Origin of the sequence: Mycobacterium sp., assembly GCF_032162605.1 — a bacterium.
GTDB lineage: Bacteria > Actinomycetota > Actinomycetes > Mycobacteriales > Mycobacteriaceae > Mycobacterium.
Map to the genome: position 1 here is coordinate 1 of NZ_JAVROT010000585.1, position 19,416 is coordinate 19,416.

General features: G+C 64.4%; 22 protein-coding genes and 1 pseudogene. 21 read left to right on the forward strand and 2 right to left on the reverse strand.

Annotated elements, in window-relative coordinates; all coding sequences use genetic code 11:
• The 4 genes and pseudogenes from QOI01_RS32590 to QOI01_RS32605 form a co-directional block, all read left to right on the forward strand.
• Window positions 1-173 (forward strand): annotated as a pseudogene (locus QOI01_RS32590) (amino acid ABC transporter ATP-binding protein); the annotation flags it as partial.
• A gap of 24 nt (window positions 174-197) precedes the next feature.
• The gene (locus QOI01_RS32595) at window positions 198-1,013 is read left to right on the forward strand and encodes a glutamate ABC transporter substrate-binding protein (protein WP_526387774.1); all 816 of its coding nucleotides are present in this window, start codon (window positions 198-200) and stop codon (window positions 1,011-1,013) included.
• Window positions 1,014-1,039: 26 nt separating this feature from the next.
• Window positions 1,040-1,720, forward strand: coding sequence for an amino acid ABC transporter permease (locus QOI01_RS32600; protein WP_526387776.1), 681 nt, complete (start codon window positions 1,040-1,042; stop codon window positions 1,718-1,720).
• Window positions 1,721-1,845: 125 nt separating this feature from the next.
• Window positions 1,846-2,733 (forward strand): amino acid ABC transporter permease, encoded by an 888-nt coding sequence (locus QOI01_RS32605; protein WP_526387778.1) that lies wholly within the window; start codon window positions 1,846-1,848, stop codon window positions 2,731-2,733.
• A 96-nt stretch (window positions 2,734-2,829) separates the two neighbouring features.
• Here QOI01_RS32605 and recX read toward each other — a convergent pair whose 3' ends face one another.
• Window positions 2,830-3,390 carry a recombination regulator RecX gene (recX, locus tag QOI01_RS32610; protein ID WP_526387780.1) on the reverse strand — a complete coding sequence of 187 codons (561 nt, stop codon included), beginning with the start codon at window positions 3,388-3,390 and terminating at the stop codon, window positions 2,830-2,832.
• Window positions 3,356-4,408, reverse strand: coding sequence for a recombinase RecA (gene recA / locus QOI01_RS32615; protein ID WP_526387782.1), 1,053 nt, complete (start codon window positions 4,406-4,408; stop codon window positions 3,356-3,358). The genes recX and recA overlap by 35 nt, the downstream gene beginning before the upstream one ends.
• Window positions 4,409-4,682: 274 nt before the next feature.
• Here recA and QOI01_RS32620 point away from each other — a divergent pair, with 274 nt between their 5' ends.
• The 17 genes from QOI01_RS32620 (at window position 4,683) to QOI01_RS32700 (ending at window position 19,401) form a co-directional block, all read left to right on the forward strand.
• The gene (locus tag QOI01_RS32620; protein ID WP_526387784.1) at window positions 4,683-5,012 is read left to right on the forward strand and encodes a hydrogenase maturation nickel metallochaperone HypA/HybF; all 330 of its coding nucleotides are present in this window, start codon (window positions 4,683-4,685) and stop codon (window positions 5,010-5,012) included.
• A 2-nt stretch (window positions 5,013-5,014) separates the two neighbouring features.
• Window positions 5,015-5,809: a hydrogenase nickel incorporation protein HypB gene (gene hypB / locus QOI01_RS32625; protein ID WP_526387786.1), complete on the forward strand. Its 795-nt coding sequence runs from the start codon at window positions 5,015-5,017 to the stop codon at window positions 5,807-5,809.
• A 138-nt stretch (window positions 5,810-5,947) separates the two neighbouring features.
• Window positions 5,948-7,003: an NADH-quinone oxidoreductase subunit B family protein gene (locus QOI01_RS32630; protein WP_526387788.1), complete on the forward strand. Its 1,056-nt coding sequence runs from the start codon at window positions 5,948-5,950 to the stop codon at window positions 7,001-7,003.
• Between the two features lie 29 nt (window positions 7,004-7,032).
• The gene (locus QOI01_RS32635) at window positions 7,033-8,832 is read left to right on the forward strand and encodes a nickel-dependent hydrogenase large subunit (RefSeq protein ID WP_526387790.1); all 1,800 of its coding nucleotides are present in this window, start codon (window positions 7,033-7,035) and stop codon (window positions 8,830-8,832) included.
• Between the two features lie 3 nt (window positions 8,833-8,835).
• Window positions 8,836-9,804 (forward strand): NifU family protein, encoded by a 969-nt coding sequence (locus QOI01_RS32640; RefSeq protein WP_526387792.1) that lies wholly within the window; start codon window positions 8,836-8,838, stop codon window positions 9,802-9,804.
• The gene (locus QOI01_RS32645; RefSeq protein WP_526387794.1) at window positions 9,804-10,454 is read left to right on the forward strand and encodes a DUF5947 family protein; all 651 of its coding nucleotides are present in this window, start codon (window positions 9,804-9,806) and stop codon (window positions 10,452-10,454) included. The genes QOI01_RS32640 and QOI01_RS32645 overlap by 1 nt, the downstream gene beginning before the upstream one ends.
• Window positions 10,455-10,464: 10 nt before the next feature.
• Window positions 10,465-11,133 (forward strand): DUF6084 family protein, encoded by a 669-nt coding sequence (locus QOI01_RS32650; RefSeq protein WP_526387796.1) that lies wholly within the window; start codon window positions 10,465-10,467, stop codon window positions 11,131-11,133.
• Window positions 11,130-12,554, forward strand: coding sequence for a hypothetical protein (locus QOI01_RS32655; RefSeq protein ID WP_526387798.1), 1,425 nt, complete (start codon window positions 11,130-11,132; stop codon window positions 12,552-12,554). The genes QOI01_RS32650 and QOI01_RS32655 overlap by 4 nt, the downstream gene beginning before the upstream one ends.
• Window positions 12,554-12,673, forward strand: coding sequence for a DUF6893 family small protein (locus QOI01_RS32660; RefSeq protein ID WP_526387800.1), 120 nt, complete (start codon window positions 12,554-12,556; stop codon window positions 12,671-12,673). Before QOI01_RS32655 ends, QOI01_RS32660 begins: the two co-directional genes overlap by 1 nt.
• A gap of 18 nt (window positions 12,674-12,691) precedes the next feature.
• Window positions 12,692-13,201, forward strand: coding sequence for a hydrogenase maturation protease (locus tag QOI01_RS32665; RefSeq protein WP_526387802.1), 510 nt, complete (start codon window positions 12,692-12,694; stop codon window positions 13,199-13,201).
• A 3-nt stretch (window positions 13,202-13,204) separates the two neighbouring features.
• The gene (locus QOI01_RS32670; protein ID WP_526387804.1) at window positions 13,205-13,462 is read left to right on the forward strand and encodes a HypC/HybG/HupF family hydrogenase formation chaperone; all 258 of its coding nucleotides are present in this window, start codon (window positions 13,205-13,207) and stop codon (window positions 13,460-13,462) included.
• Entirely contained in the window at window positions 13,459-15,774 is a 2,316-nt protein-coding gene (gene hypF, locus QOI01_RS32675) for a carbamoyltransferase HypF (protein WP_526387806.1), read from the forward strand. Before QOI01_RS32670 ends, hypF begins: the two co-directional genes overlap by 4 nt.
• Window positions 15,771-16,526: a DUF6390 family protein gene (locus QOI01_RS32680; protein WP_526387808.1), complete on the forward strand. Its 756-nt coding sequence runs from the start codon at window positions 15,771-15,773 to the stop codon at window positions 16,524-16,526. The genes hypF and QOI01_RS32680 overlap by 4 nt, the downstream gene beginning before the upstream one ends.
• A gap of 60 nt (window positions 16,527-16,586) precedes the next feature.
• Window positions 16,587-17,333, forward strand: a complete 747-nt coding sequence (locus tag QOI01_RS32685) for a hydrogenase assembly protein HupF (RefSeq protein WP_526387810.1) — start codon at window positions 16,587-16,589, stop codon at window positions 17,331-17,333.
• Window positions 17,330-18,010: a D-sedoheptulose-7-phosphate isomerase gene (locus QOI01_RS32690; RefSeq protein WP_526387812.1), complete on the forward strand. Its 681-nt coding sequence runs from the start codon at window positions 17,330-17,332 to the stop codon at window positions 18,008-18,010. The genes QOI01_RS32685 and QOI01_RS32690 overlap by 4 nt, the downstream gene beginning before the upstream one ends.
• Window positions 18,007-19,104, forward strand: coding sequence for a hydrogenase expression/formation protein HypE (gene hypE / locus QOI01_RS32695; RefSeq protein WP_526387814.1), 1,098 nt, complete (start codon window positions 18,007-18,009; stop codon window positions 19,102-19,104). The genes QOI01_RS32690 and hypE overlap by 4 nt, the downstream gene beginning before the upstream one ends.
• Window positions 19,105-19,128: 24 nt before the next feature.
• Entirely contained in the window at window positions 19,129-19,401 is a 273-nt protein-coding gene (locus QOI01_RS32700; protein WP_526387816.1) for a HypC/HybG/HupF family hydrogenase formation chaperone, read from the forward strand.
• The last annotated feature ends 15 nt before the right edge of the window (window positions 19,402-19,416 follow it).

The following is a 19,416-nucleotide window of genomic DNA, read 5'->3' on the forward strand; positions in this document are numbered from 1 at the left end:
GGATGACGATGGTGGTGGTGACGCACGAGATGGGTTTCGCCCGTCGCGCGTCGAATCGGATCATCTTCATGGCCGACGGCGCGGTCGTCGAAGACGCCGAACCCGAAGAGTTCTTCTCCAACCCCCGCTCCGACCGCGCCAAGGACTTCCTCGGCAAGATTCTCAATCACTAATCGTTCGTCGAAAGGAACATCGACATGCCCTCTCTGCGCCTAAGGGTGGCCGCCGCACTAGCGCTCGCCGTGGCACTTCCACTGTCGGTCACCGCGTGCGGCGGCGGTTCCGGCGGTGATAACGGCAAGATCGTCGTCGGCACCAAGTTCGATCAGCCCGGGCTCGGGTTGAAGAACCCCGACGGCACGCTGAGTGGTTTCGACGTCGACGTCGCCACCTACGTCGCCGGGCAACTCGGCTTCGCGCCCGACAAGATCGAGTGGAAGGAAGCTCCCTCGGCCCAACGCGAGACGTTGATTCAGAACGATCAGGTGAAGTTCATCGCTGCGACGTACTCGATCACCGACGCCCGCAAGAAGAAGGTGTCCTTCGCCGGGCCGTACCTGGTCACTGGCCAGAGCTTGCTGGTGAAGGCCGACAACACCGACATCACGGGCGCGGAGTCGCTGCAGAACAACAAGAAGCTGTGTTCGGTGTCGGGTTCGACACCGGCCCAGCGCATCAAGGACAAGTATCCCGGAGTGCAGCTGCAGCAGTACGACACGTACTCGGCCTGCGTCGAGGCCCTGAAGAACGGTGCCGTCGACGCCGTCACCACCGATGAGGTGATCCTCGCCGGCTACGCCGCGCAGAGTCCGGGAACCTTCAAGATCGTCGGCAAGCCGTTCTCCGAGGAGAACTACGGCATCGGCCTGAAGAAGGACGACACCGAACTGCAAACCAAGATCAACGACGCCATCACCAAGATGGAGACCGACGGCGCATGGAAGACCGCCTTCGACAAGAATCTCGGCCCGGCAGGCATTCCGACGCCGGCGCCGCCGGCACTCGACAAGTGACTAGCGCCTAGCGCAGCGGGGGCCACGTGGAGGTATTCTCCGAGTATCAAGGCCGGATCTTCGAGGCGTTCTGGACCACGATCCAATTGACGGTGTTCTCGGCAGTCGGAGCGCTGATCCTGGGCACGGTGCTGGCCGCGATGCGGCTGTCACCCGTGCCCATGCTCAACTGGCTAGGTACGACCTACGTCAACATCGTGCGCAACACTCCGCTGACGCTGATCATCCTGTTCTGCTCGTTCGGTCTCGCCCAGACGTTGGGCATCACGTTGGTCGATTCTCAATCAGTGACGTCGATCGAGGACAGCAACTTTCGCTTGGCGGTGCTCGGACTGACGGTCTATACCGCGGCGTTCGTGTGTGAGACGGTGCGTTCCGGGGTGAACACGGTGCCTCTCGGGCAGGCCGAAGCAGCCAGATCACTGGGGCTGACCTTCGGCCAGAACCTGCGAATGGTGCTGCTGCCCCAGGCCTTTCGCGCAGTGATCATCCCACTGGGTTCGGTGCTGATCGCCTTGACGAAGAACACCACGATCGCGTCGGCGATCGGCGTGGCCGAGGCGGCGCTGCTGATGAAGGAGATGATCGAGAACACGGCCGCGCTGCTAATCGTCGGCGCCGTCTTCGCGCTCGGCTTCGTCATCCTGACCCTTCCGATGGGGTTGCTGTTCGGCTGGCTCGGCAAGCGATTGGCCGTGGCCCGGTGATGAGCGCTCGCGCGAAGAACAGACAACCGGTGATGAGCGCTCGCGCGAAGAACAGACAACCGGTGATGAGTAAGCGCAAAGAACAGACAACCGATGAGCGCTCGCGCGAAGAGGAGACGATTTAGATGAGCGGCGCCTCGGTTCTCTTCGACGCTCCGGGACCACGCGCCCGGGTGCGCAATCGACTGATCACCGCCGTCACGATCGCGCTGGTCGCAGTCGTGGCGTGGGTGGTCTACTCACGACTGGAGACCAAAGGCCAGCTGAGCGCCGCCAAGTGGGAACCGTTCTTGACGGGGAATCTCTGGACGACCTACGTGTTACCCGGCGTACAGGGCACGTTGACCGCGGCTGCAGTGTCGATCGTGTTGGCCCTGCTACTGGGTTTCGTGCTGGGCGTCGGCCGCATGTCGGCCACTCGCGCCGTGCGGTTGCCGTGCTCGGTGATCGTCGAGTTCTTCCGCTCAGTACCCGTCCTGATCATGATGATCTTCGCGTACTTTCTGTACGCGACGTACGACGTGTTCCCGTCGAAGTACCTCGCGCTGGCCGGTGTGATCACCGGACTGACTCTCTACAACGGTGCGGTGATCGCCGAGATCGTCCGAGCGGGTGTCAACGCGTTGCCGCGCGGGCAGACCGAGGCCTCGTCGGCGCTTGGTCTGACCTGGGGCCAGACCATGCGTTCCATCCTGTTGCCGCAGGCGATCACCTCGATGCTGCCGGTGCTGGTGTCACAGATGGTCGTGGTGCTCAAGGACACCGCCATCGGTTACCAGATCACGTTCCTCGAAATGGTCCGGCAGGGAACCCAAGTCGGTGCGTCGCACGGGAACTACGTCCCGGCCCTGATCGTCATCGCACTGTTGATGATCAGCGTCAACTTCGCACTCTCGGCCTTCGCCACCTGGCTAGAGGGCCGAATGCGGCGCACCAGCCGCGGTCCGGCACCGTTGCACATCCAGCCGGTCACGCAGGGCACGTTCGACGCAGGCGGCGGCGGCTCGATTTGAGCCCGGGGCGCGCTCTCACCGGGCAGCGCCGCTAGCTTGGCTTCCGACGGGGGCCAGGAACAGGCGAACCACGAGCCTTTCGGCTGACTTCGACAGCTAGACCCGTCGGCGCTCGCGCTCACTGGCCAATGCCACCTTGACGACGTCGAAGGCCATCGACTGGTGGTAGCCGCGACGGGCGAGCATGCCGACGAGCCTGCGCGCCACCTTCACGTCGTCGGTGTCATCGGTGAGGCGTTCGCGACGCAGCTTGTCGGCGACCAGTTGCTCGGCACGGACCCGCTCGGCGTCGGAGTCGACATCGGCGAGTGCCTCGACGATCGTCTCGTCGTCGATGCCCTTGGTGCGCAACTCCGAAGCCAGGGCGCGCTTACCCTTGCCTGCGTTCGCGTGGCGCGAGCGCACCCACTGTTCGGCGAAGTCACGGTCGTCCACCAACCCGACGTCGGTCAACCGGTCCAGTACCCGGGTGCTGACGTCGTCGGGATAGCCCCGCTTGGTCAGCTGAGTGGCCAACTCGGCCCGGGTCCGCGCCCGTGCGGTGAGCAGGCGCAGACACAACGCCCGCGCCTGCTCCTCGCGGGAGGCCGGTGTGGCCTCGGGCTCGGTGGGGTCCCCCGACTCAGAAGTCGACTGGGACGGGCAGGGCTTTGTCATCGCTGGAGTCGTTGGTCAGCACGGCGCCGATGCCGAGCTTCTCCTTGATCTTCTTCTCGATCTCGGCGGCCGTGTCGGGGTTCTCGATCAGGAAGTTCCTGGCGTTCTCCTTGCCCTGGCCCAACTGCTCACCCTCGTAGGTGAACCAGGAGCCGGACTTGCGGACGAAGCCGTGCTCGACACCCATGTCGATGAGCGAGCCCTCCTTGGAGATGCCCCTGCCGTAAAGGATGTCGAACTCGGCCTGCTTGAACGGCGGTGCCATCTTGTTCTTGACGACCTTGCAGCGGGTGCGGTTGCCGACCGCGTCGGTGCCGTCCTTGAGCGTCTCGATGCGCCGCACGTCGAGGCGGATCGAGGCGTAGAACTTCAAGGCCTTTCCACCCGTGGTGGTCTCGGGTGAACCGAACATCACGCCGATCTTCTCGCGGAGCTGGTTGATGAAGATCGCGGTGGTGTTCGAGTTGCTCAGGGCGCCGGTGATCTTACGCAGCGCCTGGCTCATCAGCCGGGCCTGCAGACCGACGTGACTGTCGCCCATCTCGCCCTCGATCTCGGCGCGGGGCACCAGCGCGGCCACCGAGTCGATGACCAGGATGTCCAGCGCGCCGGACCGGATCAGCATGTCGGCGATCTCGAGTGCCTGCTCACCGGTATCGGGCTGGGACACCAGCAGCGAGTCGGTGTCCACGCCGAGCTTCTTGGCGTAGTCGGGATCCAGCGCGTGCTCGGCGTCGATGAACGCCGCGATGCCGCCTGCGGCCTGCGCATTCGCGACCGCGTGGAGTGCCACGGTGGTCTTGCCCGAGGACTCCGGGCCGTATATCTCGACGACTCGGCCGCGCGGCAACCCACCGATGCCGAGTGCCACGTCCAGTGCGATCGATCCGGTGGGGATGACCGAGATCGGTTGACGGACCTCGTCACCGAGTCGCATCACCGAACCCTTGCCGTGACTCTTCTCGATCTGTGCGAGAGCCAGCTCGAGGGCCTTCTCGCGATCTGGGGCTTGCGCCATGGTGGTCTCCGTCCTCTTGGTGTCCGGTTGATCGAGTGTTCGATCAGTTGGCGGTGACGGTAGAGGTCGGTACCGACAAGTCGGCCTGACCGGCGTTCATCCGTCGAACAACGCCCACAGTAGACGAACACCTGTTCGATTCAAGTTGACACGCCGGTGACTGGAGAAGGCGCAGAATTCCGGTGCTGTTGCCGCACGGAGAATCCAGCGTCTGCTCCCGCGCGGCGCGCAGTCGACCTATCGTGGGGTCATCGGGGCCCGGAGTGGGGCGGACATGCACGAGATGGCGTTGACACAGAGTGTCGTCGAAGCGGTGTGCGAGCACGCCGCCGGTCGCCGCGTGCACAGCGTCAAGGTGGAAGTCGGCGCCTTGTGCGCCGTCGTGCCCAACGCCATGACGTTCTGCTTCGACTTGGCGACCCAGGGCACCGTCGCCGATGGCGCGCGACTGGACGTCGACATACGCCCCGGCGCGGCCCGCTGCCGCAGCTGTGACGCGAACTTCGAGCTGACCGATCCGATTCTGTTATGTCCTTGCGGCAGTGCCGATGTCGAGGTGGTGGCCGGTCGAGACCTGAAGATCCTGTCAATGGAAGTGAGTTGACCATGTGTGCGACCTGTGGCTGCGGTGAAGACGGTGTGACCATCACCCTCGCCGGCGAAACCCCTATACCCGACCATCCCCACCCGCACCACCACGACCACCCAGATGACGATGCCAATCCGCACGACCACCCACACGACGGTGAGCACCAAACCATCACGCTCGAGCAAAGGGTCCTGGCGAAGAACGATGAACTCGCAGAACAGAACCGAGAGTGGCTAACCGAACACGACATCCTGGCCTTCAACCTCACCAGCTCACCGGGAGCGGGCAAGACCACACTGCTGGAGCGCACCATCCGGGGCCTACAGGGTCGACGACCCGTCGCCGTCATCGAGGGTGACCAGGAAACGCTGCTCGACGCCGAACGAATCCGGGCCACCGGATGCCGGGCGGTTCAGGTCAACACCGGTGCGGGATGCCATCTGGACGCGGACATGATCCGTCGGGCACTGGAGACACTCAACCCAGAGCCCGGAACCCTGCTGTTCATCGAGAACGTCGGGAACTTGGTGTGCCCAGCACTCTTCGACCTCGGCGAGCGCAGCATGGTGGTCGTCATCTCGGTCACCGAGGGCGCAGACAAGCCGCTGAAGTACCCGCACATGTTCGCCGCAGCCGAACTCGTCCTGATCAACAAGATCGACTTACTTCCCTATGTCGACTTCGATCTCGATGTGTGCGCGGCAAACGCACGGTCGATCAACCCACGCGTTCGAATACTGCCCGTGTCGGCCACGACGGGCGAGGGCATCGAATCCTGGCACCAGTGGATTGACGCTTCCGTCAACGCTTGAAAGTTATGACGAATCTCACACTTCTTCGTTGACAATGGCAACCTCCGGCGAGTAAACCGAGAACCAGCGACGCGCAAGTGGGCCGAAGGGCGACTCCTGTGCCGTAGGGACCCCAGCCCGGTCCCGGAAAGCCGCAGCATGCCAACCGAAGCTGCCATAAAAGCGGAAGAGACTCTGATCCACGTTCTGTGGATCAACGCCGGTCTGAGTTGTGACGGCGATTCCGTGGCATTGACAGGCGCCACCCAACCCAGCATCGAGGAGATCGCGCTCGGAGCACTACCCGGCTTGCCTCAAGTCGCGGTGCACTGGCCGCTCATCGACTTCGAGTGCGGACCGGCGGGCGGCGCCGACGACTTCCTCGAATGGTTCTTCAAGGCCGACCGCGGCGAACTGGAACCGTTCGTGCTTGTCGTCGAGGGGTCGATCCCCAACGAGAACCTGCACGATGAAGGGTACTGGTGCGGATTCGGCAACGACCCCGCCACCGACCAGCCGATCACCACCAGTGAATGGCTAGACCGACTCGCCCCGAAGGCTACTGCGATCGTGGCCGTCGGCACGTGCGCGACCTACGGCGGCATCCACGCGATGGCGGGCAACCCGACCGGTGCGATGGGCGTGCCGGATTACCTCGGTTGGGACTGGAAGAGCAAAGCGGGCATTCCGATCGTCTGTGTGCCAGGGTGCCCCATCCAGGGAGACAACCTCTCCGAGACCTTGACCTACCTGCTGTACATGGCCACCGGTCAGGCGCCGATGATCCCGCTGGACGACGCGCTCCGGCCACAATGGCTGTTCGGCAACACGGTGCACGAGGGGTGCGACCGGGCCGGGTACTACGAGCAAGGTGATTTCGCGACCGAGTACGGATCGCCGAAATGCATTGTGAAGCTCGGCTGCTGGGGTCCGGTCGTGAAGTGCAATGTGCCGAAGCGGGGTTGGATCAACGGTGTCGGTGGGTGCCCGAACGTCGGCGGTATCTGCATCGGATGCACGATGCCTGGCTTCCCGGACAAGTTCATGCCCTTCATGGACGAGCCGCCGGGCGGAAAGGTTTCAACGACGGCTTCGGGCCTGTACGGCTCGGTGATTCGCAATTTGCGCCACATCACCGGACGCACCGTCGACAAGGAACCGAAGTGGCGTCATCCGGGCAAGGAACTGACCACAGGAGCGAAGCGCACCTGGTAGGTGCGCGACGCACAGAAAGGCAAAACTCAATGACTACCACCGTTCCCGGACCCCAGCACACCAAGAAGGACCCTAGGACCCTCGTCGACATGTCCTGGGATCCGATCACCCGCATCGTCGGCAGCCTCGGCATCTACACCAAGATCGACTTCGAGAACCGTGAAGTGGTGGAGTGCCACAGCACGTCGTCGATCTTCCGCGGCTACTCGATCTTCATGAAGGGCAAGGATCCCCGCGACGCGCACTTCATCACGAGTCGTATCTGCGGAATCTGCGGCGACAACCACGCCACCTGCTCGTGCTACGCGCAGAACATGGCCTATGGCGTCAAGCCGCCCAAGCTGGGCGAGTGGATCGTCAACCTTGGCGAAGCCGCGGAGTACATGTTCGACCACAACATCTTTCAAGAGAATCTGGTCGGCGTCGACTACTGCGAGAAGATGGTCTCGGAGACCAACCCGAGCGTGTTGGCCAAGGCCGAGAACACCGTTGCCCCGAACTCCGAGGCGCACGGCTACCGCACCATCGCCGACATCATGCGCGCCCTCAACCCATTCACCGGTGAGTTCTACCGGGAGGCACTGGTGGTGAGCCGCTGGACGCGGGAGATGTTCTGCTTGATGGAGGGGCGCCACGTGCATCCCTCGACCTTGTACCCGGGCGGTGTCGGCACCGTCGCCACCATCCAGCTGATGACCGACTACATCACCCGGCTGATGCGCTACGTCGAGTTCATGAAGAAGGTCGTGCCGATGCACGACGACCTCTTCGACTTCTTCTACGAGGCACTGCCGGGCTACGAGCAGGTCGGATTGCGTCGGACCCTGCTGGGTTGCTGGGGGTCCTTCCAGGACCCCGAGTACTGCAACTTCTCCTACAAGGACATGGAGATGTGGGGCAACAAGATGTTCGTCACGCCCGGCGTGGTGGTGGACGGAAAACTGGTCACCCACTCGCTGGTCGACATCAACCTCGGCATCCGAATCCTGTTGGGCAGCAGCTATTACGACGACTGGGCTGACCAGGAGATGTTCGTCAAGAACGATCCGCTGGGCAACCCGGTCGACCGGCGCCATCCGTGGAATCAACACACCAACCCGAAGCCGCACAAGCGCGACATGGACGACAAGTACAGCTGGGTCATGTCGCCGCGCTGGTTCGACGGGAAGGACCACCTGGCCCTGGACACCGGCGGCGGACCACTCGCCCGGTTGTGGTCGACGGCGCTGGCCGGTCTCGTCAACGCCGACGGTTACGTCGTGTCCACCGGCCACAGCGTGCAGATCAACCTGCCGAAGACCGCGCTCAAGGGTCCAGTGTCCTTCGAGTGGAAGATTCCCGTACACGGCAGCAACACCATCGAGCGCAACCGGGCCCGCACCTACTTCCAGGCATACGCTGCGGCGTGCGCGCTGCACTTCGCCGAGCAGGCACTGGTCGAGATCCGCGCGGGCCGTACCAAGACGTGGGAGAAGTTCACGGTGCCGGACGAAGCCATCGGTTGCGGTTTCACCGAGGCGGTCCGTGGAGTTCTCAGCCACCACATGGTGATTCGGGACGGCAAGATCGCGAACTACCACCCGTATCCGCCCACCCCGTGGAACGCCAGCCCGCGCGACAGCTACGGAACTCCGGGACCGTACGAGGACGCCGTGCAGGGCCAACCGATCTTCGAGGAGAACGATCGGGAGAACTTCAAGGGCATCGACATCATGCGGACGGTCCGTAGCTTCGACCCCTGCCTGCCATGCGGAGTACACATGTACCTGGGTGACGGGAAGACGATCGAGAAGCTGCACTCACCCACCCAGTCCGTCACTGGGGAGTGATACATGGCCTCGACAGGACACCAAAGCCCGGAGGCACTCCACGACGACACGCAATGGCGCACCGCAGGTGATCGCATCCAGACCCTGCTGGACGCCAGCACGGCCAGCGGAACCCTGGTGCGCGAACGGACCGAGCAACTCGCGGCTGAGCTGACGGAACTGTACGGTGCGGCGCTCGAACGAATCGTCGCCATCACGGCCGAGGTTGCCCCCGATTTAGTCGGCCGGTTCGTGGCCGACGATTTGGTGGCAAGCCTCATGCTGGTCCACGGCCTGCACCCACACGGTGTGGAGCGCAGAATCGAGGACGCGCTAGATAGCGTCCGGCCCTATCTCGGTTCGCATGGTGGCGACGTCACGCTGCTGGAGGTAGTGGACGATTCCGAGGGAATGACAGTTCGCCTGCGGTTCGCGGGCAGCTGCAAGAGCTGTCCGTCCTCGGCGGTCACCCTTGAGTTCGCCGTCGAGGACGCCGTCCGCGCGGCCGCACCCGAGATCACCACGATCGAAGTAGTCGCCGCAGAGGTGGATTCCTCGACCGCCTCGTCATCGGGACTGATCTCGGTGGATTCGCTGATGAGCCGCATCCATACCAAGGACACCGCTGGTGCCGCCTGGTATCCGGTTCCCGACGTCGGGGATCTTGGCCCCGGCGAGGTCGGCGGATTCCTGGTTGCGGGGGTGCCGATCCTGGCCTGCCGCGTCGGCGACGAACTATTCGCCTACCACGACAGGTGCGGCAGCTGCGACGAGTCGCTGGCGGGTGCGGCACTACATCGCCCGATGGGCGCACCGATCGGCGAGGCGGTGCTGCGTTGTCCGCGCTGCCATGCCCATTTCGACGCGGTCCACGCCGGCGTCGGCCTGGGCGGGAACGCCGATACGGCTTACCATCTCGATCCCATCCCATTACTGCTTCGCGACGGTGTGCTCTCGGTCGCCGTGCTCGCCGAGGCGACGGGGGTGATGTGATGGCGGGCGCATACGACGTGTTGGCCCGGATCCGGGCCACCAAGCGTTCCGCCCAACCAGTCGGTGAGCGGTGCGAGATGTGCGCCGAACAGATCGCCGACGAACATCAGCACGTCGTCAATGTGGAAGCGCGCCAGCTGATGTGCACCTGCCGCGGCTGCTACCTGTTGTTCTCCGATCCGCACGCCAAACTGCGTTATCGGGCGGTACCGGATCGATACCTCACCTTCTCCGACTTCATCCTGGACCGTCGCGCTTGGGAATCGCTACAGATACCCGTCGGGCTGGCGTTCTTCTTCCACAACTCCGACATGGACAAAACCGTGGCCTTCTACCCAGGTCCCGCCGGCGCCACCGAGTCCGAACTGGACCTCGACGCATGGAGCACCATCAGCGGTGCCGATACCCAACTGAGCTTCCTCGCTGACGACGTCGAAGCGCTGCTGGTGCGCGTGCCCGATAGAGAAGACTCCGATCCCGAACTCAACGCCGTAGCCGAGTGCTACCTGGTGCCCATCGATGCCTGCTACGAGTTCGTGGGCAGACTGCGAATGTTGTGGCGGGGCTTCGACGGTGGCCAGCAGGTACGCGAATTCGTCGACGAGTTCTTCGACCGGATCAAGGCTAGGAGCAAGGTGGCCAGCATATGAACGGATCAGCGTGAGCGACCTGACGTTCACCATCCTGGACGTGACCGTGGAACCCTACTCGGTCACCCCACGACTCACCGCGCACATCGGCATCACCAACGGTGACGACGAGCCGATCCAAGCCATCGCGCTGAAATGCCAGATTCGACTCGAACCATTGCGGCGGTCCTACTCCGATGATGAGGCAGGTGGCTTGCTCGACCTGTTCGGGCCACGGCAGCGGTGGGTCAACACTCAACGCACGTTCCTCTGGCAGCACAGCACCGCGATGGTGCAGGGCTTCACCGGCGCATGCGAGATCACGATGCCGCTGGAGTGCACCTACGACTTCGAGGTCACGGCGTCCAAGTATCTGCACGCCTTGCGCGACGGCGCCGTTCCGCTGTTGTTCCTGTTTAGTGGAACAGTTTTCGTCCAGGGAGAGCGCGGTTTCTCGGTCCGTCAGGTGTCGTGGGATTGCGAAGCCCAGCACGACATGCCGGTGTCGGTCTGGAACGACGTGACTCGGCTTCACTATCCGAACGCCGGCTGGGTGCGCCTCGGGCACGACACCGTGTCCGCGCTGGCCGCCTACAAGTCGGCCCGCGGCATGCTCGATTTCGAGGATGCGATCACCACGCTGCTGGCGGAGTCACCCCAGCACTCGGTCCCGTCACCCCAACCGGAGGAGGTGCGGTGAAACCCACCTGGGAGCGGGCCCGCGCCATCGCCGATGCGGTGCTCTACGAGGGGTACCTGCTGTACCCCTACCGGGCCACGTCCAGCAAGAACCAATCCCGTTGGCAGTTCGGCGTGGTCGGACCGCCCGGTGCATCGGATGCCGGCGTCGGCGAAGACGACACCTTGTCCGCACAGTTTTTGATCGACGGTGACGGCGAACTGTCGCTGGTCCTGCGCTTCCTGCAGTTACAGCACCGCCACGCCGAGCGGGATGTCGGGGGCGGACGATTCGAGCCCGTCGACGAACTGACGAGCGAACTGCAGTCGTGGGTCACATGGGACGAGGCCGTGGAGTGCGAACTGTCCTTCGGGCCCTTCAGTCTCACCGACCTGCAACAGCCACGCACCCTTCCGGCCGTTGTCAGTACGGGCACGGAGTCCGAGGACGTCAACGGCGGTCGGCTCATCCGCACGAGGGCAACGATCCAGGCCGAACTCCGCGTCGCCGTCGAACGCGACGGGGCCCTGAACCGTGTCAGCGTGTCGGTCCGCAATACAGGTGCGACCGCGGCTGACAAGGACTCGGCAATGGCCACCTCATTGATTGGAACGCATATCATCGCTGAAGTCGTTGGCGGCGAGTTCGTTTCACTCCTCGAACCGCCCGAATCCGCAGCTGGTGCGGTCTCCCGCTGCCATCGGCACCGGTGTTTCCCGGTACTGGCCGGGCGACCCGGCGAACGCGACCTGCTGCTGATCTCGCCGATCATCCTCTACGACCATCCCGAGATCGCCGAACAGAGCAACGGAGCGCTCTACGACTCCACCGAGATCGACGAGATCCTCACCCTTCGCGTGATGACGATGACCGATGAGGAGAAGGCGCACGCCCGGGCCACCGACCCGTTGGCCGCCCAGATCATCGACCGGTGCGACTCCATGTCGCCTGAAGCGATGCAGCAGTTGCACGGCATCCTGCGCAACCCGCACGCGGGTTCCGGAGGGCAGGAGCGCAGCGACCCGGGAATTGGGTCCGGTAAAGCGGGGGCTGGATTCGACGCGCTGAGCGAGCAGATGAGGTCCGCAGGCCTGATCCCGGAGATCCCCGAAGGTGTCGACTGGTGGGATCCATTGGCCGACAAAGCTGTACGTCCCGGCGTCGATGCCGTGCTGGTGAGCGGGATCCGGGTCGCCGCGGGCAGCCGGGTCCGGCTCCGGCCGAGCCGGCGCGCCGACGCCCAGGACATCTTCTTCGCTGGAAAGACCGCGCGCGTCACGTCGGTACACGAGGACGTAGACGGCCAACAGTACGTAGGGGTCATCGTCGAAGACGAGCCTGACGTCGAGATGCCCGACTCCTACGGCCGATATCTGTACTTCGCGCCGGACGAAGTCGAACCTCTCGATACAAGAGTAGTCAGCCCAGATAGGAGTTCATGATGGACGTAGTTGGTTGGGTCGCAACCGGTGTCGTTGCCGTGGTCGTGGTGGGCGGGGTTTTGATCGGGCTCCGTTCCATCCCAGACGTACGGCGATACATCAAGATCCGGAACATGTAGCGCGAGTCCGTCAACCAGATGACAGCCCGCATCCTGGTCGCCGGCATCGGCAACATCTTCCTTGGGGACGACGGCTTCGGACCCGAGGTGGTCCGTCGCGCGTCACCGGCGATTTCGAACGGTGAATTCGGAAGTGCCACCGTCAAGCTGGTGGACTACGGAATCCGGGGTATGCACCTCGCCTACGACTTGTTGGAGGACTGGGATGCTCTGATCCTCATCGATGCCGTGCCAGATCGCGGGTCGCCGGGCACATTGAGGGTCTTCGAGACCGATCACGAAACTCTGCACGCCACTGCGGGTCTCGATGCGCACAGTATGGATCCGGGTGCCGTGTTCGCGAGCTTGCGGGCGTTGGGTGGCTCCGCTCCCCGAACGATCATCATCGGCTGCCAAGCCGAGAGCGTCGATGAGGGCATCGGGTTGACCGATGTAGTCGGCGCGGCCGTCCCCGAAGCGATCGCCGCCATCCAATCGGTGCTGCAGATGCTGGCGTCCGAGACCTGCGCCGCGGTTCGGGAGGGCTGAGTCATGTGTCTGGGGATACCGGGTCGGGTCATTGGAATGGTCGCGGGTTACGGCGACCAACTGGCCCTCGTCGACGTTGCAGGAGAACCCCGCAAGGTGAACATCGGCATGCTGCCCGAAGAGACGTTCACCGCTGGCGACTGGGTCATCATCCACATGGGCTTCGTCGTCGAGAAGACCGACGAGGCAGGGGCTGACGCCGCCATGGCCGGGTTGGAGCTGATGGGCCGAGGGCGCAGCAACGAGGACCCGCGGCCATGACCGGCAGGCGTCGACTCCGCATCTGCGTACACGGGGTCGTGCAGGGCGTCGGCTTCCGGCCATTCGTCTACACGACCGCCGCCGCGTACGGATTGTCCGGATCGGTGCGCAATGACAGTTCCGGTGCCGTCATCGAAGTCGAAGGCAGCGCAGGCGCCATCGCCGACTTCCAAGAACGCCTGCGCAACCACGCTCCGCCACTGGCCATCGTCGAATCGGTCGACAGCACCGACATCCCGGTCGTCGGTGGCACGGGGTTCGAGATCGCCGACACGTCGCGATCAGGTGGCGGCCGAACACTGGCCTCGCCCGACGTCGCGATGTGCGCCGACTGCGCGACGGAGTTGCGCGATCCGGCCGATCGGCGCTTCCGACACGCGTTCGTCAACTGCACCAACTGTGGTCCGCGCTTCACCATCATCGCGTCCCTCCCCTACGACCGCGCCGCCACCACTATGGCGTGTTTTCCGATGTGTGCAGACTGCGCCCGCGAGTACGCCGACCCCGGAAACCGCCGATTCCACGCCCAGCCCGTCTGCTGCCCCAATTGTGGCCCCGCCTTGCACTTTCGGGACCGCGACGGCCACACCTCCGACGCGGAGGACGGGTTGCGTCGGGCCCGGCGGCTCCTGCGCGACGGCGGGATTCTCGCCGTCAAGGGCATCGGCGGCTACCACCTGGCCTGCGACGCCGACAACGAAGTGGCCGTGGCCGCACTGCGGGTGCGAAAGCAACGCGGCGACAAACCGTTCGCGGTGATGGTGCCGGATCTGGAGGGCGCACGCGATGTCGGAGAGTTCGACGGCGCCACCGCGCGGGTGCTCACCGGTCCGCAGCGCCCCATCGTGCTATTGGCGCGTCGGCCCGGGGCGCCGGTGGCCGATGCGGTCGCACCACACAATCCGGACCTCGGTGTGATGCTTGCCTACGCGCCCCTGCACGCATTGCTGTTCGGGCTACCTGGCGACGAACCGAGTCCACGGGTCCTGGTGATGACGTCGGGCAATCTCGGTGGCGAACCGATCTGCTACGCCGACGACGACGCACTGACGCGGCTGGCGGGCTTGTGCGACGGATGGCTGATGCACGACAGGGAGATCCTGGTGCCGTGCGACGACTCGGTGGTTCGCGTCCTCAGCTTCGGCGGAGCCGAAAATCGAGACGTGGGCGCTGAGCTGCCCATCCGGCGATCCCGTGGCTACGCCCCGCTGCCAGTCGCGTTGCCGTTCAAGGTGCCGCCGACGCTCGCGGTCGGCGCAGACCTGAAGAACACGCTGGCCGTCGCCGAGGGGAAGTACGCATGGTTGAGCCAGCACATCGGCGACATGGACGACCTCGCCACGCTGTCCGCATTCGACGCCGCCCAGTTGCACCTGCGCGCGCTGACCGGTGTCGACCCGGATGTCATCGTCGCTGATGCCCATCCGGGATATCGGTCGACCGCGTGGGCGCATCGCAACGCCGACGGCCGACCCATCCACGCGGTGCAACATCACCACGCCCATATCGCCGCGGTGATGACCGAACACGGCTACGACGGTTCGCAAGAGGTGATCGGATTCGCCTTCGATGGAACGGGTTACGGCGACGACAAGGCTGTGTGGGGCGGTGACGTCCTGCTGGCCAACTACAAGGGATACCGTCGGATGGCACATCTAAAGTACGTACCCTTGGCCGGCGGCGATGTCAGCGTTCTGCGACCGTATCGGATGGCACTTGCACATCTGTGGAGTGCAGGCATCGGTTGGGACGACGACCTCCCAGCCGTGGCGGCCTGCCCGGCCGACGAACGAAAACTTCTGGCTCATCAGCTCGAGACTGACTTCGGCTGCGTCCCGACCTCGAGCATGGGCCGACTGTTCGACGCAGTCTCGTCGCTCGCCGGGGTCCGACACATCGTGGACTACGAGGCGCAGGCCGCGATCGAATTCGAGGGGCTCTGCCGCGGTGTCGACTGTGGCACAATCGCGTACGCGTTCGACGTCGACAGCGATGTGACACCCGCGGTCGCCGATCCGGCACCGGTGTTGCGAGCCGTGATCGGCGACCTTCGTGACGGTGTGCCGGCAGGCGTGATCGGCGCACGCTTCCACCGCGCAGTAGCCACCTTGATCGTCGACCTCGCTGCCGCGGTCCAGGACGGAACTCAGACGATCGCGCTGTCTGGCGGGGTGTTCCAGAATGTATTGCTACTTGAATTGTCGTTGAAGGGACTGCGGGACAAGGGATTCAATGTGATCACCCATCGACGCGTCCCACCCAACGACGGCGGGATCGCGCTGGGTCAACTCGTGGTCGGGAACTCCGGATGAGCCCAGATCGGACGCCCAAGGGGCATGAGTTATTCGCTCAATACGCATACCCGCCGAATGAGTTGGGGTACTGCGGACCGTCGGAGGGCGACGGGCCATCGGAACTCGCCAGACACGCCAAGGAATTCGACGGCGCATGGCCATACCTTGCCGCGATCGCCGACGCGGTCGGAAGCTCCGATCCGCTCAACGAGGACATCGTCCGCAGCTATTGGGTGGGCGGCCCGTCACTGGACAAGGTCGACGCTGCGGTGTTGCTGGCCCGACTGAGAACCGCGTTCAGGGGTCAGGTGACCGGGCTGCTCGACGAGCTGAACACCCCGGCCGGGGTGCTGGCGCACCACAGCTTTCACGTCTTCGTCGTGTATCCCTGGGTGCGTTTTCTGCACCGCGACCCGAACACGGCGGTGCGCGTCATGCAGGACTGCCGTATTCGCTGGGGGACGGTGGAATCGGTAGCCGGTGATCAGGTGGTGATCACCTCGCATCCATTGGCGTTCGACGCGGGCTCGCTCGTGCTCGGCGAACCTCAGACCGAGCGGGTGATTTGGAGCAAAGATGGCGTGTCGTTGGCCCCCGCACCGGAACCAGGCGCAACCATTTCCGCGCACTGGGACTGGGTGTGCGGGACTCTGACCGACGAGCAAACTGTCGCATTGGCCACGGCGACTAGGGCCACGCTGGATCTGGTCAACAACGCCTGGTCCGAAAACCTGTCACTCATAGCGGGATCGGAGCACACTGGTGGGTAGCTGGGTGGTGCACGATGAGCGCTTGCGCGAAGAGATGACAACCCTGAGGAGAGGTCGACAATGACGATCGGCGTGCAAGCGGGCGGGACGTTCGTCGATGCCGACCTGTCCGCTGATCTGGCAGCCGGGGCACTGGATCTGGCCCGCAGATTCCACGACGGTGCCACACTCTGGACGATCTCACCGCAGTGGGAGCCGCACGCTCATCACATCGCTGTCGAGTTCGTCCATCCCGTCATCGTTGGGAAGCGCGCCCTACCGTCCGTTGCGCTCGTCGAGCCGGATCCCGTGGCGCAGGCGCGGGTGGCAAGCCAGCCAGGCGATCTGTTGATCGCGGTAGCGTCGGCAAACGATCGCGCTGTGATCGACGCGATGCGACGCGCGCAGGCGTGGGGTGTGCTGACCCTGTGGATCGGTTCGGGGCCGCGACCGCCGGCAGGCGCGGCCAACCATATCTTGTGGATCGACTCGGACGACCCGATGATCCCGGCAACAGGCACATTCGTGTTGATGTACCACCTGCTGTGGGAACTCACCCATGTCTGCTTCGAGCACCCGGGACTGCTGAAACCTCGCGGCGACGAATGCACCGAGGAAGTGTGCGTGACGTGCAGCGACGAGGGTCGCCTCGCCGAGGTCGTGCTTGAGCCCACCGACGAATCGTCTCAGGCGTTGGTCCGCACCTCCACAGGCGAGGAGTGGGTGGACGTCACGATCGTGGGCCCCGTCGCCGTGAACGACCTGATCCTGGTGCACGCGGGGGCGGCGCTGACTCGACTCGATGTTGGCAAGGAGGTGACCCGGTGACCACACACGATTCCGAGAGCACCAGCTTCTTGTATCCGTTCATCGAGTCGGAGGAGACCGACGCCACCAGCCTGCTCGACGACTTGGCCAGGTCGGCCCGGGGTAAGGCCGCCGAGAGCGCGAGCCTGCAACGTGCGTCTCTACACGAGTACGAGGACGCCCTGATCAAGGCCGGAACCGGGATGGCCGAACGATTCCGCCGCGGCGGCCGGCTCTACACGTTTGGCAACGGTGGCAGTTCGACAGACGCCGCGACCTTGGCGTCGCTGTTCAGCCGGCCGACACGCGGCCGTCCAGTCGCGGCGTGGTCGCTGGCCGCCGACGAGGCCGTCGTGACTGCGTTGGGCAACGACGTCGGGTTCGAGCTGATCTTCAAACGACAGATCATCGCGCACGCCCGCGACCGTGACGTCGCGATTGCCTTGTCGACGTCGGGCAACTCCGAGGACCTCATATCCGCCATCACCGAAGCGAAGCAGCGGGGATTGCTGACCATCGGATTCTCCGGTCACGACGGCGGACGAATGGCGGTGGCCGAGGACATCGACTTCTGTTTCACCGTGGGTTCCCAGAGCATCCACCGCATCCAGGAAAGCCACGCCATGCTCGGATATCGACTCTGGTCGGTGGCCCAGGAACACATGGCCCGCCCCCTCAACGGAGCCCACACTTCATGACCACTGAACCAATGACCGCCGCACAACGCGAAGACCGCGTGCTGGAACGCATTGACAAGTTCCGACAGCGACGCCCGCGCTTGCTCGACGATGTGGTGACGCTGGCGCATGGCGCGGGCGGCAAGGCCTCGGCTGCGCTCGTCGACGCGGTCTTCCTGGAGGCATTCCGCAACGACGAACTCGAACAACTCGGGGACGCCGCGGCGATATGCACCCCTTCGGGCGAACGGCTGGCGTTCTCCACCGACTCCTACGTCGTTGCGCCGCGGCGCTTTCCGGGCGGCTCCATCGGGCATCTCGCAGTGCACGGGACCATCAACGACCTCGCGGTATCGGGCGCACGCCCGCGATGGCTGTCGGCGGCGTTCGTCATCGAAGAGGGTTTCCCCATCGCCGAGCTCCGCGAGATCGTCGCCGACATGAGCGAGGCCGCGATACGCGCGGGTGTGCAGATCGTCACCGGCGACACGAAGGTCGTCGGCAAGGGCGCCGCCGACGGCGTCTACATCTCCACCGCGGGCGTCGGCGTGATCCCCGAGGGCAGGAGGCTGGCGCGCGACCTCGTGCAGCCCGGCGACAAGGTGGTGCTGTCCGGAACGATCGGCGAGCACGGGATGGCGGTCATGCTCGCTCGCGGCGACCTGGCCATCGACGCCGACATCGCATCGGACACGGCGCCGGTACACGAGCTGGTGGAGATCCTGCTCGACGCCGCGCCGTCGACGCGGTGGATGCGCGACCCGACACGCGGCGGCGTCGGAACGGTGGCCAACGAGCTCGTCAAGGGCTCACCGTTCGCGCTCATCCTGGACGAGGCGAGCCTACCGATCCAGCCGCAGGTCCTCGGCGCGTGCGACATGCTCGGTATCGACCCGCTGTACGTCGCGAACGAGGGAAAGTTCGTCGCGATCGTCGCCCCCGATGAATCCGATGCGGCGATCGCCGCGATGCGTACGCACCCGCAAGGAGCCGACGCGACGGTCGTGGGCGAAATCGTGCCCGCTCCGCATGGCATCGTCGCTTTGCGAACTTCGTTCGGCGGCAGCCGAATCGTCGACATGCTCGTGGGCGATCCGCTGCCGCGTATCTGCTGATGGAGCTTTGAAGGGAGAACGCCGATGTGCCTTGGAATACCAGGTCAAGTGGTCGACATCGTTGATGCCGAGCAGTCGCTGGCTAGGGTTGACGTCAACGGCGTGCGCAGAAACATCAGCGTGCGACTGCTGGCCGACGACAACCTGCAGGTTGGCGACTGGGTGCTCGTGCATGTCGGTTTTGCGATGGCAAAGATCGACGAGCGCGAGGCCGCAATGACATTGGACCAGGTCGAGAAGATGGGCGCCGACTACGTCAACGAGATCGAAGCATTCCATTCGTCCGAAATCGCCTGATTCAGAAGAGGTTTG